Here is a 14,553-nt window from a genome sequence, read left to right as displayed (position 1 = left end):
GGCTTGGTCAGGTAGAGGTCGGCGCCGGCCTGCACGCCTTCCACCTGCTGCTCCGGCGCGTTGCGGGCCGTGAGCAGGATAACCGGAATGTGGGAGGTTCGCCAGTCACCCTTCAGCTGTGCTACTACTTCCAGCCCGCTGATTTCCGGGAGCATCACGTCGCAGATAATCAGGTCCGGAATAGCTTCGGCCGCCAGCCGCAGCCCGGTGGCCCCATCGGGAGCTGAGCTTACCTGGAAGTGGGGCTGCAGCTTCTGCACCAGAAAGGCATTAACGTCGGGGTTGTCCTCAATCACTAGAATCAGGGCCTCGCGGTTGGCGCCGGCTGCCAGGATATCGGCGGTGCCTTCCTCGGGGCCGGGCATGCCGCTTTCTTCAATGGTCAGGGCCGGCATTGGCAGGACCACGGTTTCCGTTGACTTCAGCTCAGCTGGCAGATCCAGGGGCAGTGTCACCACAAAAGAGCTGCCCTGGCCGGGCTGACTGGTAAAGGAAAGCTGCCCCAGGTGCAGGCGGGTTAGGCCCAGGGCCAGGGCCAGCCCCATGCCCGACCCTTTAGCCGCCGACTGCTGCCCCTGGTAAAACCACTCGAAAATGTGGGCTTTGTCCTGCTGGGAGATTCCCCGGCCGGTATCCTCCACACTTACCCGAACGGAGCCATCGGCGGGTAATGGCTGAATACTGACGGTAATCTGCCCCCGCTCAGGGGTGAATTTCAGCGCATTGGAAAGGAGGTTAAAGAAAACCTTGTCCAGAATATTGACGTCGAACCACAGCTGCACCACGGGCTCAGCGGGCAGAAAGCGCAGGGTGATGCCGCGTTTCCGGGCCGGGCGCTCAAACACATCCATTATTTCCCGGATAAAGGCTACCAGGTTGCCTTCCGTAGCCCGCACGGGCATTTTACCCACGTCAATGCGTCGGAAATCCATGAGCTGGTTGACCAGCTGCAGCAGCCGCTGGGCGTTGCGGCGCACCAGGCCCAGGTCGTGGCGGTGGGCGGGGGGCAGGTCGGGGCTGCTGGTGAGCATTTCCTCCACCGGACCCAAAATAAGGGTGAGGGGCGTGCGCAGCTCATGGGAGAAGTTGGTGAAGAAGCGCAGCTTGGCTTCCGTCTCCACGCGGGCCCGCTCGGCAAAGTCCTGAATCTGGTTGCGCTGGGAAAGAATCTCCTGGTTCTGCAGCTCCAGCTGCTGGTTGATGCGGCGGTTGGCCTGGAACGCACGGAAGGCAATCAGCCCCAGCACAGCGGCGCCCAGCAAGGCGGCCGCCAGCGTGTAGAGCACGGTTTGCTGGCTGGAATAGGTGGCCCGCTGCCGGCGCAGCAGCTGCTGTTGCTGCTGGATGTCGAGTTGCTGACTGGCCAGCTTCTCCGTTTGCATTTTCATGGTATGCACGTTCGTCGAGTCAATGACCATGGTGCCCAGAATGTTTTCCTTCTCGTAGGGCTGGCCGCGCAGAATCCGCATTGCCGTGCGGATGGCCTCCTCCCCACCAGGGGGATACAATAACGTAGCCGTGAGTACCCCATCCTGCACAAACTGAATGCCGCCCTGGTTGCCTGGCAGCCCATCCACCCCAATTACCCGAATCCGGTGGTCCAGCCCCAGGCTTTTACACACCTGGTAGGCGCCCAGGGCCATCCGGTCATTATGGGCAAAGATCAGGTCGATATCGGGATGCTGGCGGAGTACTTGGGGGAGGCGCTGCATGACGGAGGGGCGCTTCCAGTCGCCGTGCACCTGCGCCTGGAGCTGTACGCCAGGATAACTGGCCAGGGCCTGCACAAAGCCGGCGTGCCGATCTACGGCCGGGGAGGCACCGGGGGCACCCAATACTTCCAGTACCTGGCCCCGGCCCCGCAGCAGATTACCGACATAGCTGCCGGCCGCCCGGCCTACTTCCAGGTTATTGCCCCCACGTAAGCGGTATACAATTTAGAAGTAGTGCGCCTATCCAGAATAACCACCGGAATTCCCCGATTAAACACCTCCTCCACGATGGGGGTAATCGGTTCGGCTTCGTTCGCGGACACAATTAGCAGGTCAATACCTTCCCGCAGAAATTCCTGAATCTGCTGCTGCTGGAGGCGGCTGTTATCGTGGGCATCCTTCATGCGGAAGCTCACCCCCGGATGAAAGGTGAGCTCCTTTTTCATGCCCTCCAGCATGGCCTGTCGCCAGGCGTCGCCGGTGGTGCACTGGGAAAACCCTATCCGATACCGGGCCTTCGGCGTCGGCGGCGTACAGTCGCTCAGCAAAACGGCCAGCCCTAGGAAAAGCAGCCCGAGGCCCAGGGACGGAAGCCGCTGCAGCAGCAAACGATTTAGTCGTAGTACCAGGGCACGGGGCATGGTGGAGAAGTCTGTTGCGAGGGGAAGTTACCAAAACTACCGCTCCTTACTTCCTTCTGCCAAACCGCCCGGCCTTCCTTGGGGTACCTTATCCTTTTCCAGTTGACTTGACTTAGGCGTGGATTCGGGTAGGGAGGGATACTGGAGAGCGTGCTGGCCGTAACGGACGAGTCAGTAGCATTAGGCGACGCGGTTCAATTCACTATCGTATCCCGCCCTTGCGCTTTGAGGCGGGCCAGGTGGTCTTTCATCGCCTGCACCTGGTGGGCCGCGTGGCCATGCCAGGTGGTTACTTCGCCCACTACCTTTAAGGGCTGTTGGGAGCGATAGGAGAGGGTGGGATTACCGGGAAACTTTTGGTCGGTAACATTCGGTCATCCTCAATCGGGCCGGTCGGCTCGACCAGGTAAATCCGGGGCCGCCCTTCGCCCGCGGCGAGCTCAGCGCCCCAGATGGCGGCATCCAGCGTGGCGGTCAGGTAACTGTGAGACAAAGGCAGGCCGGGACCAAAGTTGGAAGCATAGCCCACCTGAATCAGCTCACCCACTTGCAAATCGGCTTTGGTGCCGTGCAGGAAGGTCTGCGCGAAGGGGCGGGGACCCGGGGCCGGCCCGATGGGGTCAAGGGGAGCTTGTTCCATGGTGAGAAGAAATAGGTAGGATTCGCGTTGATCCCCCTAATTTAGGGAGCTGCTGGTGACAAGCCCGCAAGCCCGGGTCTTCCTAAAAGCAAATATGCAAAAGGCATGTATGGGAATACCGTATACTCTCATGCCCCCAGCAGGTTAAGCACCCTACCCACCACCCTCCCTTTACCTTCCCACACGTTCCTGCTTATGAAACTTATCTCTGCCCTGCTGGCCCTCATGGCCTTTCCGCTGTCCGGACTTGCCCAGCAGACTCAGAAACCCCCGCTGCACGGCAAGCACTGGATGGCGATAACGGGCAAGCCCCTGGCGGCGACGGCCGGAGCCATGACGTTTCAAAAGGGCGGCAACGCAGTCGATGCGGCCTGCGCCATGCTGGCCGCGACCTGCACCATGTGGGATGTGCTGAGCTGGGGCGGGGAAACGCAGGCGCTGATCTATAACCCGAAAACCAAAAAGGTCATAGCCCTCAACGCTATGGGCGTGGCACCGACGGGGGCCACGTGCGAGTTCTTCAAAGACAAAGGCTATAATTTCCCGCCGGAGTACGGCCCGCTGGCCGCCACCACGCCCGGCACCCCGGGCGGGCTGATGCACATGCTGGCTAACTATGGCACCCTGAGCTTGGCGCAGGTGCTGGCCCCGGCCCTGGAAATGGCCGCCGGCTACCCCATCGAAGCGCAGACGGCCAACAGCATCGAGAAAAACAAAGCCCTGATCAAGCAGTGGCCCTACAGCAAAAAGGTGTTGCTGACCCACCCCGGCCAGGAGCGGGAAGCGCCCGAGGCCGGTGAAATCTTTGTGCAGCGGGACCTGCTGCAAACACTTGCGAAGCTGGTGGAGGCGGAGAAAGCGGCCCTGAAGCAGGGCAAAAGCCGGAAAGAGGCCATTATGGCCGCCTACGACCGTTTCTATACCGGCGACATTGCCCAGGAATTTGTTCGCGGCTCGAAAGAGCAGGGTGGCCTGATCACGATGCAGGACCTGGCCCGCTGGAAGCCACTGGAAGAGGAGCCGCTCACGGTTAACTACAAAGGCGTGGAGGTGTACAAGCTGCAGCAATGGACCCAGGGACCCGCCATGCTGCAGGCGCTCAACATCCTGGAAAACTTTGATTTGAAGGGCATGGGCTACAACAGCACCAAGTACATCCACACGGTGTACCAGGCCATGAGCCTCTCGTTTGCTGACCGCGACTTTTACTACGGCGATTCGCACGTAGCTCCGGCTGAACCTATCCAGGGGCTGCTCAGCAAGGTCTACGCCCGGCAGCGGGCCCGCCTGATTCAATACCAGAAAAATGACCCTGGCATTGGCCCCGGGGACCCGTACCCGTTTGAAGGCCGGAAAAACCCGTACCGGAAGCTGCTCAAAGCCCGGGGCTTTGAGTTGGACACCACCAAGCGTAACTTCGCCCCCAAGCACGATGTGGGCAACCACTCGGCGCCCGCCGAGTACCAGGACCGCCTGTGGCGGGGTACCACCACCGTGGAGGCCGCCGACGAGGAAGGCTGGGTGGTATCCATTACGCCCAGCGGCGGCTGGCTGCCGGCCTGCATTGCGGGCAACACCGGGGTGGGCATGAGCCAGCGCATGCAGAGCTTTGTGCTGGACCCGGCCCTGAACCCGTTTAACGTGGTGGCCCCCGGCAAGCGGCCCCGCGTGACCTTAACGCCCTCCCTGGCGCTGAAGGACGGCAAGCCCTTTCTCGCGTTTGGCGTGCAGGGCGGGGACACTCAGGACCAGAACCTGCTGCAGTTTTTCCTGAACGTGGTGGAGTTCGGTATGAGCGTGCAGCAGGCCTCCGAGGCCGCCAACTTCAACACCAATCAGCTGTTGCTTTCCCTGGGCGGCACTAAGACCGAGGACCGCAAACCCAAGCCCGGCCAGATCCTGCTCAACGAAAGCACCCCCGAACCGGTGCGGGAAGAGCTTAAAAAGCTGGGCTACACCATGAGCTTTGACGACCGCACCAGCGGGCCCATCAATGCCATCTACTTTGACTGGCAGCACGGCAGCCTCTGGGGTGGCTCCAGCAACCACGGCGAGGATTACGGAATTGGCTGGTAGGCGGCGCAGGCAGAATCCGTTTCGGCGGACTCTAAGAAATCCGTTAGAACATAGGACTTCATAGTCCGCTGGACTTGCGAAGATCTGTAAAGAAAGTACGCTTTTCTTTACAGAACGAAAGATGCTTTGTAAAGAAAATAGGCTTTTCTTTACAAAGCATCTTTCGTTTGATGCCATTTTAGCTTCCTGCCCATGCCTTGGCAACCTACTTTCTTACCCCCTTCCCAAGAACTGGAAACGCGGCCCGTTCTGAAAAAACTCGCCGCCGCCCATCGGGCACTCGCCGAACTCAAAGGCATCGCCGCCGCTATTCCTAATGAAGGGATTCTGCTCGATACCCTGCCGCTGCAGGAAGCTAAGGATAGCTCGGCCGTAGAAAATATCATCACTACCCATGATGAATTATACCAGGCGGAGCTGCAGCTTGGAGAAAGTCAGGCTGCTAAGGAAGTCCAGCGCTACACGGCGGCTTTACGCCTGGGCCTCGGGCTGGTGCAGCAATATGGCTTCTTGAGCGTCAATCACCTCGCCCTTATTCAACAGGAGCTGGAGCAAAACAACGGCGGCTACCGGCGCTTGCCGGGCACTACCCTGAAAAACCAGCGGGGAGAAATCGTCTACACCCCGCCCCAGGATAATGACACGATTATGGCGCTGATGGGAAATTTTGAAGCGTATCTCAACGACGACACGCTCAGCGAGGTAGATCCACTGGTTAAAATGGCGGTGCTGCATTTTCAGTTTGAGAGTATTCACCCTTTCTATGATGGCAATGGCCGGACGGGCCGCATCCTTAATATCCTCTACCTGGTTCTAAAAGGTCTCCTTGACCTGCCGGTGCTGTATCTGAGTCGGTACCTTATCCGGCATAAGGCTGCCTACTACCATCACCTGCAAGCGGTGCGCGACACGGGGGCGTGGGAGGACTGGATTCTATACTTACTGGATGGCGTGGAGCAAACCGCCCGGGAAAGCATCGTGCTGATCGGCGAAATGCGCCAGCTGATGCAGCACACCAAGCAGCAGCTGCGGGCCTACAAATTCTATAGCCAGGACCTGCTCAATCACCTCTTCCGGCATCCCTATACCCGCATTGAGTTTGTGCAGCAGGAACTGGATGTGAGCCGCCCTACGGCGGCGAGCTACCTCAACCAGCTCGCCGCCGATGGCGTGCTGGTGAAGTATCGCCGGATGACGGCTAATTATTACGTGAACGAGCCGTTGTTTGCGTTGCTGGCGCGGGAATAGAAAAGAATCCTTCCCAGACCCCAGGCCCAGCACGTTCCTGCAAAGCAGCTCCTCGGGTTCCTGAATAGCGTGCCTCCAATGCCTGATATTAGTACCGATAACACTGAATTGTCGGTACTTAGTTTGGGTCAAAAAACCGTCTTTTTGGCCGGATTTCCAAGGTAGCATTTTGCCGTCCTGATTTGCCCAGCTGAAGTGGACTTGCCGGGCTAGAGCCCAAGCTCCTTGGCTGAGTTGTGCTGACGCACATTGTCCAGGCGGGTGTAGCGCCGAATCATGGCGCTCGTCTTGTGCTTGGTCTGGTTCATGACCTTGGAGTCGTCGGCGCCGTTGAGTTTGGACACCGTCACAAACGAGGCGCGCAAGGAGTGGGCCGTGTACTGCGGACCCAGGTACTGCTGCACAATCAGGTTGGTGTACTTGGTGGTCATGCGCCGGGAGGTCACCTGGTTGTTCTTGCGCAGCGATACAAACACTGGTCCCTCGGTGCGCTCCAGAACCCGCAGCCATGCCTGAAGTGAGCGGATAGGGCATAAGGCAGAATCCGGTGAGTAGAAAATGGCCTTTTCCTCAGCCTGACCCAGCTGGTTGGTTTTACTCTGAGGCAGCGTCACCACCAGGCCGTCGTCATCGAAGGCCAGGTCTTCCATGTTGAGCGCTTCGAGTTCGGAGCGGCGAAACGCGCCGGTAAAGCCCAGCAGCAGCAGCGCCCGATTGCGAAGTCCGGCGGGCACGCTCACATCGATACTCTTGATCGTGCGCTTAAACGATTCGAGCGAAAACGCGGGCGCCTGCTTTTGGCGCGTCTTGATTTCGCGGGCAATGCCACGCAGCAGCACCTTGAGTTTTTTGTCGGCCGTGGGCGACTCCACACCCGCCAACTCGTGGGCCTTGGCGATGGCCGCCGCGTGCCGCTCAATCGTCGCAAACTTTTTCCCCGCATCGGCCAGCTCTGTCAGAAATCCGACCAGCGCTTCTACCGGGGCCGGCAGCGCCGCGAGCTGATGCAATTCGCACCAGGTCGAGAAACGCTTCCAGTCCCCGGCGTAGGCGCGCACCGTGTTGGCCGCCCCGCGCAGGCCGGACTCCACGTAGCGGGCGGTAGATTTTACCAGGTGGTCGGGCACCTGGGCAGCGGGCGGAGACGGAATTACGGGGAGCTGACTTTCGGTAGCCATATATATAAGGAGTAGCAGAGCGAAAAGTAACGACTTTTCCGCTCACTAAGATAAGGAACGATAAGTAAACCTTATCAGTCCTTATGATCTTAAATAACCAAGGTCTCCTAGGTCAGATTTATCGGGCCCCGTGAAGAAGGAGAATATAATGCGCGGCATCAGCCTCAGCAATAATTACAGTTAGGCCTGGGGCCCTGCCGCCGTCGAAGGTAAGAGTGTTTGGCCTCGCTGCTCGCGACAACAAATCATTGATTTGCCTCCGTTCGCGGTAAGATCATCGCCCGAAAAGGCTATAACGCTATATTGTTGTGCTGCGGGATGCGGCGCCAGAATTCGCGGAATATTGCCTCTTACAAAACCCCGGTTACGGCGGCGGCTACTCGCCGTATAATTCCTCTTAAGGCCATTTTTGCCTGGCCACCCAAAGCCATGCCCCGGAAAACTGGCCCGCGGTGATACTACCCTCAAAAAACACTTCCTTTAAGGGCCGAACCATAGACTGCTTACTGATGCCTACTCGCCGCAAGTTTCTTACCTCCTCTTCCGCCGCGCTGGCCCTGCTCTCCGCCGGCCGCTCGCTTGGCGCACCTAACCCGTCCCCGCTGGCCGCCACGGGCAAGCCGCTTGTTATCTCTACCTGGGATGCGGGCCTGGCCGCCAACCTGGGGGCGTGGCATATTCTTAGCAAAAGCGGTCGGGCACTCGATGCCGTAGAAGCGGGCGTGATGGTAACTGAAGCTTCGCAGAACTGCTGTGTTGGCCTGGGTGGCAACCCCGACCGCGACGGCATCGTGACGCTGGACGCCTGCATCATGGACGACAAGTTCAACTGCGGCAGCGTGGCGGCACTGGAGCGCATCAAGCACCCCATCAGCGTGGCCCGGCGCGTCATGGAGCGCACGCCGCACGTTATGCTGGTGGGTGAAGGGGCGCAGCAGTTTGCAGTGGCCCAGGGCTTCCCGCTGGAACCCCAAAAGCTCAGCCCGGATGCCGAAAAGGCCTACCGTGAGTGGCTGAAGACCAGTCAGTACCAACCGGTGGTCAACATTGAAAACACCGGCAACCAGAAAAAGCCGACCGACCCGGTGGGCGGCGCCAACAATCACGATACCATTGCCATGCTGGCCCAGGACGCGCAGGGTAACCTTAGTGGCAGCTGCACCACCAGCGGCATGGGCTTCAAGATGCGCGGGCGCCTCGGCGACTCGCCCCTGATTGGCGCGGGCCTGTTCGTCGACAACGCCGTGGGAGCGGCTGCCGCGACGGGGCAGGGCGAAGACGTAATTCGGATGGCGGGTGCCCACACGGTTGTGGAGCTGATGCGCCAGGGGCTGTCGCCGAAGGCCGCATGCAAAGCGGCCGTGGAGCGCATTGCCAAAATCAAAGGCGCGCAAGCCCGCGACATTCAGGTGTGCTTTATTGCCATCAGCGCCGGGGGCGAGCACGGGGCGTTTGCCTTGCAGAAAGGCTTCAGCTATGCCGTGTGCGATGCGGCTAACCAGCAACAGCTTATCCAAAGCGAATACCTGTTAAAGTGAATACGCGCCGGCTGGAAATCTGCGCGGGCTCGGTGCAGTCGGCCCTGGCAGCCCAAGCCGGGGGTGCCGACCGCATTGAGCTGTGCCAGAACCTGGAGCAGGGTGGGATTAAGCCCTCGTATGGCACCATCCAACGCGTGCTTAGCCAGCTCTCTATTCCCGTATTCGTGCTAATTCGCCCACGGCCCGGCCATTTCTGCTACGATGCCGAAGAGCAGGCCATCATGGTAGCCGATATCCGCCAATGCCAGGAGCTGGGCTGCGCGGGGGTGGTTCTTGGAGCCCTCGACCGGGCGGGCCGCCCGGACCTGACGTGCTGCCGGACCCTAATGGCGGCGGCCCAGGGCATGCAAGTCACTTTTCACCGGGCCTTCGATGCCTGCGCGGACCAGTTTCGGGCTCTGGAAGATGTGATTGGCCTGGGTTGCCAGCGCGTCCTGACTTCCGGGGGGCAACGTACTGCCCTGGCCGGACAAAAGCAGCTGGCCGCTTTGGTACAGCAGGCGGGCGGGCGCATCTGCGTGATGCCGGGCGCAGGCATTACGCCCGCCATCATTCCGGAAGTAGCGCAGCAAACAGGAGCGCACGAGTTTCATGCCAGTGCGAAAAGACTGGTTGTCCCGGGGCCTTCAGCGCAGGCATCGGTGTTTGATACCCCGGTTTGGGAAACCGATGCGGCCATCGTGGCGGAATTGACGAAGCAACTAGGCTCCTGCCAGCCTGGGCGGGTCCTTAACCGCGGGCCGGGATGACAGCCGGGCGTCATTTCCCCGCCGACAGCTAATCGAATGCCAGCTCAGGCCACCTTCCATTCCCGGCAGCGCCGCCCTCTGCCCCATCAAATCGCTGGGGGCTGGAACGAATAAAAGCAGCCGGTGCCCAGCGGGGCCAGATAGAGCGGGCTAAGTAATTTAAAAGAACGTTTTTTCATGCTGCCCCACCCTACTCGATTTCTTGTTCAAGCCGTCGCCCTTGCCTGCGGCATGGCGGCTTTGGCGGCCTGCGCCAGCACCCGGCCCGGGACCACCAGCCGCCAAACCACCAGCCTGACCCGGTACGTCGACCCGTACATAGGGACGGGATTTCACGGGCACGTTTTTCTGGGCGCCAACGTGCCTTTTGGCGCCGTGCAGCTGGGGCCGGTAAACCTGTCCGAAGGCTGGGACTGGTGCTCGGGTATCATTATTCCGATTCTACCATCGTCGGCTTCTCCCACACCCACCTGAGCGGGACCGGCATCGGCGACCTTGGCGACGTGGCGGTGATGCCGACCACCGGCCCGGTGCTCGTCCGCAAAGGCACGCTGCAACACCCGGACCAGGGCTTTGTGTCGCGGTTTTCGCACCGGGAAGAACACGTCCGTCCCGGCTACTACGCCGTGCGCCTGAAACGCTACGACATCCAGGCCGAGCTGACGGCAACCGAGCGGGTGGGCTTTCACCGGTACACCTTCCCTAAATCCGACGCGGCCCACCTGATTGTAGACCTGCAGCAGGGCATCGGCTGGGATTTAGCCACGGATACGCACCTCGAGCAGCTCAACGACAGCACCCTCGTTGGCTACCGCTACTCGAAGGGCTGGGCCGTGGACCAGCGCCTCTACTTCGCGGCGGTGTGCTCAAAGCCCATCCAGCATTTTACCAGCCTGCAGGTGCTCGATACGCTGGGCAACACCCTGCCCGCCACCACCGGAAACCGGCTCAAGGGCGTGCTGACCTTTGCCACGCAGGCGGGCGAAAAAGTGCAGCTGAAAGTGGGTATTTCGCCGGTCAGCACTGCGGGGGCGCTGGCTAATATCCGCGCTGAGATTCCGCATTGGAACTTCGATAAAGTCGTGGCCCAGGCCGATGCCGCCTGGAACCAGGAGCTGCAGAAGGTGCAGGTGCAGGCCAACGAATCCCGACTGACAACCTTTTACACGGCCCTCTACCACACCATGATGGCGCCCTCGGTTTTCAACGACCACAATGGCGACTACCGGGGCACCGACCAGCAAGTACACCAAAACCCCGGCTTCACCAACCTGACCACCTTCTCACTCTGGGACACGTACCGGGCGGCCCACCCCCTTTTCACTTTGTTGCAGCCCGCGCGCGTCAATGACATGATCAGCAGCATGCTGGCCATCTACCAGCAGCAGGGCAAGCTGCCCGTGTGGCACCTGATGGGCAACGAGACCAACTGCATGGTGGGCTATAGCGCCGTGCCCGTGGTGGCCGATGCCTACCTCAAAGGCTTCAGGGGCTTCGACGCGGCCTTGGCTTACGAGGCTGTGCGCGCCACCGCCATGCGCGACGAGTCGGGCCTGCAAGCGGTAAAAGCGCTGGGCTATATCCCCGCCAACAGCGAGGCCGAAAGCGTTTCCAAAGGCCTGGAATACGCCATCGACGACTGGTGCATTGCGCAGATGGCGCGGGCGATGGGCAAAACGGACGACTATGCCTACTTTAGTAAGCGTGCCAAAAACTACGCGAATTATTTCGACCGGCAGACCGGCTTTATGCGGGGCCGCGTGGCAGCGCACGAATGGCGTACCCCCTTCAACCCGTTCACATCGGTGCACGAAAAAAGCGACTTTACCGAGGGCAACCCCTGGCAATATACCTGGCTGGTGCCCCACGACGTGGAAGGCCTGATTGGCATTCTCGGCGGCGAGCAGCGGTTCAGCCAAAAGCTGGATTCTCTGTTCGTGGTGCACGGCGACATGGGTGCCCAAGCTTCCAACGACATATCGGGGCTGATTGGCATGTACGCGCACGGCAATGAGCCCAGTCACCACATCACCTACCTCTACAACTACGTGGGCCAGCCCTGGAAAACGGCCAGCCAGGTCCGCTTCATCACCGATAATTTCTATACCACCCGGCCCGACGGCATCATCGGCAACGAAGACGTGGGCCAGATGTCGGCCTGGCACGTCTTCTCCGCCCTGGGATTCTACCCCGTGAATCCGGCCAATGGGTCCTACGTGTTTGGCAGCCCCTCGGTCAGCCAGGCCCGAATCACCCTGGCCAACGGCAAAATGCTGACGATTAAGGCAAAAAACAATAGCCGGACCAACCAGTACATTCAGCAGGTTTCGCGCAACGGCCAGCCTTACCCCAAGTCCTACATCACGCACCAGGACCTGCTACAGGGCGGCACCCTGTTGTTCAAGATGGGCCGCCGGCCCAGCCCCACCTGGGGCGTGGCCCCTGCTGACCGGCCCCAATCGGAGTTGCCGTAAGCCAGCATTATCGGTACTAAGGTGGGGTGAGATCAGCCCTTATCAGATACTGCCTGATTGATTCCGACCAGTAAACTTTATCGGAACCTATCCGCTCTGCAGTCACCACTCTTCCAGGAGCGTTCCAGAAAGGGGAAAGCAGGGCTTGTATAATGGGTCGCCGGCCGGTATTAACCTTTCGGTAGCTGCCCCGGGCTGTCGCCCTCACTAGTACCCCGCGACCAGCCGCTTACTCCTTCAGGAAGCGATACACCTGGTTGCCGGCCTGCACGAAGTACACGCCCGCTGGTGCGGCTTCCAGGGACAAAATGGCCTCTCCTTTCTGGTTCGCCTGAGCCGCATACACCTGCTGGCCGACGGCATTCCGAACGATCAGGGTAGCCTGCGACGCTAGGCCTTGAACCCGTAAAGCGCCCTGCATGGGATTGGGGAAAAGCGAGACCCCAGCTGGCTGTTGCGCCGAAGCGGCGGCTAACACGGCTCCCGTCCCATTGTTGTAATGGACACTGATGATATTTTTCTCAAACGTAGCGGTGAGCAAGTCCATATCCCCATCGCCATCCAAATCGGCGTTGGCGATGCTGCAGACCGTTTTCCAAACCACTTCCTTCTGGGTGCCGCTAAAGCGACCGTGGCCATCGTTGAGCCGGATGTGAATATAGTTGTCGAATTGAGTTGAACACAGCACATCTTGATCCCCATCCCCATCTACATCGCAGGTTTTCACACATAAGGGGGCAACAAGCCCTATCGTGATGCGAGAGTCTAAGGTGAACTCTCCTTGGCCATTATTGAGATATATGCCCACTGTTTCTTCCCCATCGGGTAAGATAAGATCGATGTCTCCATCCCCGTCGACATCGGTCGAAGTGATATTAGCAAAGGTAGTTGGCGCGCCGACCGAAGGATCCAGTAACATATCCTTGCCTAAGGAATAGTTGCCTTTCCCATCATTGAAACGAATAGAGATAGCCTCCTGGCAGCTGACCACAAAGTCTAGGTCTCCATCACTATCGATATCGGCGGCGACTACTTCGGTTGGCCCTTTTAAAACCGTGACATTCTGACTGCCCGAGAAGATACCCTTACCATCATTGAGGCGAATACTGACGGTAGGAACGGGGCACCCATCCGCAGTACAGGCCATTCCCCAGTTGGGGATCAGCATATCCATATCCCCATCCCCATCGACATCGCCGGTAGTTATACTATTCGGCTTTTGTTTGACCGCTACCTGCTGGGTCCCACTAAAGACTCCTTGACCGTTGTTCATCCGCACGCTGATGGTGCCTTCTTCCCAATTGGAGGTGAGCACATCTAAGTCCCCATCATTATCCACATCCACTGCCGCAATGGTACCGGGTCCACTGCCAACAGTTACTTGGGAACCGTCGACAAAGGTGCCGTCACCCTTGTTCAGCCGTACGGTTGCCGATCCTTCGCGGGAATCAACGGATAGCATATCCATATCACCATCCTGGTCGACGTCGGCAGCCGTCACACCAGAGACAACCCGACCCATCTTGATATCGGTGCCCGGGTGTAGCTCCCGGTTCCCCCGGTGGCGGCGGCGGTAAATTGATAGACATAGGGTTTGGCTAACGCCGCGCCCGCCGTGCTTTTCAGGGCGGAGGTCAGGGTCACCGAGATTTGTTCGCCGGGCTTAAACGCCCGAAGCGGGTCAAAGGTCAGGGTACTCCCGGCCACCGTGGAGGTGCCGGCTAGTTTACCCCCGCGCTGGGCACTGAATACCTGCAGGCCGGCCAGGCTGCTGGCGCTGTTACCGACCGCTTGCGAGAAGGTCACCCCAACGGAAGCAGCTCGGGGAACGGCTAGGGTATTGTGTGTTGGGGTTACGGCGGAAACCGTGAAGGCTTGAGCCAGTGCTAGGTTGGGTAACAGGCAGGATACCAGATAGAGTGCCGTAGTCCGAGCGAGGGTATAAGGCGTAGAAATTTTCAAAATAACGAGCAATAAGAAGGAATAAGCAACGAAGATACTAGCCACCTAGTCAAGAACCGCGGCTCACCCAAATCACGTCGAGCAAATGGGAGGAGAGGGTTATCTTTTCAAGCCGATAGCAGCTTCTGTCTCTCCGCTTACCATAGATGATACGGTGCCCAAGCCTGCCCAGAGCACTTAAGAACCCAACGTTTAATAAATGTTATAAGCCATTAGGCTGAGGTATAACACCTGTTGAACCTCCGTTTAATAAATGTTATAAGCCGACAGGTTGCTGCCTGTACTCGTGGACGGATGCTTTTTGGCGGCGTGTTCCAACGGATCTAGTCTCC

At 59.4% G+C, this 14,553-nt stretch carries 7 protein-coding genes and 3 pseudogenes; 5 read left to right on the top strand and 5 right to left on the bottom strand.

Translation table 11 applies throughout. The features are described 5' to 3' along the window. Window positions 1–29 precede the first annotated feature (29 nt). Window positions 30–2,158, bottom strand: a pseudogene (locus PK28_RS17830) (substrate-binding domain-containing protein); the annotation flags it as partial. A 389-nt stretch (window positions 2,159–2,547) separates the two neighbouring features. Then, window positions 2,548–2,993 (bottom strand): annotated as a pseudogene (gene arr / locus PK28_RS17825) (NAD(+)--rifampin ADP-ribosyltransferase). 195 nt (window positions 2,994–3,188) lie between these two features. Between arr and PK28_RS17820 the strand changes: the two are divergent. Both PK28_RS17820 and PK28_RS17815 read left to right on the top strand, forming a co-directional pair. Beyond that, window positions 3,189–5,069: a gamma-glutamyltransferase family protein gene (locus PK28_RS17820; protein WP_044518086.1), complete on the top strand. Its 1,881-nt coding sequence runs from the start codon at window positions 3,189–3,191 to the stop codon at window positions 5,067–5,069. Window positions 5,070–5,261: 192 nt separating this feature from the next. Continuing rightward, the gene (locus PK28_RS17815) at window positions 5,262–6,317 is read left to right on the top strand and encodes a Fic family protein (protein WP_044518083.1); all 1,056 of its coding nucleotides are present in this window, start codon (window positions 5,262–5,264) and stop codon (window positions 6,315–6,317) included. A gap of 209 nt (window positions 6,318–6,526) precedes the next feature. Here the strand turns inward: PK28_RS17815 and PK28_RS17810 are convergent, their stop codons facing one another. Then, window positions 6,527–7,495 (bottom strand): tyrosine-type recombinase/integrase, encoded by a 969-nt coding sequence (locus PK28_RS17810; RefSeq protein ID WP_044518076.1) that lies wholly within the window; start codon window positions 7,493–7,495, stop codon window positions 6,527–6,529. Between the two features lie 509 nt (window positions 7,496–8,004). Between PK28_RS17810 and PK28_RS17805 the strand changes: the two genes are divergently transcribed. The 3 genes and pseudogenes from PK28_RS17805 (at window position 8,005) to PK28_RS17795 (ending at window position 12,259) form a co-directional block, all read left to right on the top strand. Further along, window positions 8,005–9,033: a glycosylasparaginase gene (locus tag PK28_RS17805; protein ID WP_044518074.1), complete on the top strand. Its 1,029-nt coding sequence runs from the start codon at window positions 8,005–8,007 to the stop codon at window positions 9,031–9,033. Then, the gene (locus PK28_RS17800; protein ID WP_052430620.1) at window positions 9,030–9,785 is read left to right on the top strand and encodes a copper homeostasis protein CutC; all 756 of its coding nucleotides are present in this window, start codon (window positions 9,030–9,032) and stop codon (window positions 9,783–9,785) included. Before PK28_RS17805 ends, PK28_RS17800 begins: the two co-directional genes overlap by 4 nt. Before the next feature lie 177 nt (window positions 9,786–9,962). After that, window positions 9,963–12,259: pseudogene (locus PK28_RS17795) on the top strand (GH92 family glycosyl hydrolase). 229 nt (window positions 12,260–12,488) lie between these two features. On the opposite strand, the gene PK28_RS17790 reads toward PK28_RS17795, so the two are convergent. Beyond that, the gene (locus PK28_RS17790) at window positions 12,489–13,760 is read right to left on the bottom strand and encodes a T9SS type A sorting domain-containing protein (RefSeq protein WP_044518072.1); all 1,272 of its coding nucleotides are present in this window, start codon (window positions 13,758–13,760) and stop codon (window positions 12,489–12,491) included. Beyond that, window positions 13,757–14,266 (bottom strand): Ig-like domain-containing domain, encoded by a 510-nt coding sequence (locus PK28_RS20015; protein WP_082017254.1) that lies wholly within the window; start codon window positions 14,264–14,266, stop codon window positions 13,757–13,759. The genes PK28_RS17790 and PK28_RS20015 overlap by 4 nt, the downstream gene beginning before the upstream one ends. Between the last annotated feature and the right edge of the window lie 287 nt (window positions 14,267–14,553).

Origin of the sequence: Hymenobacter sp. DG25B (genome assembly GCF_000801315.1) — a bacterium.
GTDB lineage: Bacteria > Bacteroidota > Bacteroidia > Cytophagales > Hymenobacteraceae > Hymenobacter.
Note: the sequence above shows the minus strand (reverse complement) of the source record. Positions and strands in the feature narration are given on the sequence as shown.

Excerpts from the sequence above, each read along its gene's own strand:
- PK28_RS17805 (WP_044518074.1), top strand. The coding sequence starts at position 8,005 with ATGCCTACTCGCCGCAAGTTTCTTACCTCCTCTTCCGCCGCGCTGGCC.
- PK28_RS17820 (WP_044518086.1), top strand. The coding sequence starts at position 3,189 with ATGAAACTTATCTCTGCCCTGCTGGCCCTCATGGCCTTTCCGCTGTCC.
- PK28_RS17815 (WP_044518083.1), top strand. The coding sequence starts at position 5,262 with ATGCCTTGGCAACCTACTTTCTTACCCCCTTCCCAAGAACTGGAAACG.
- PK28_RS17810 (WP_044518076.1), bottom strand. The coding sequence starts at position 7,495 with ATGGCTACCGAAAGTCAGCTCCCCGTAATTCCGTCTCCGCCCGCTGCC.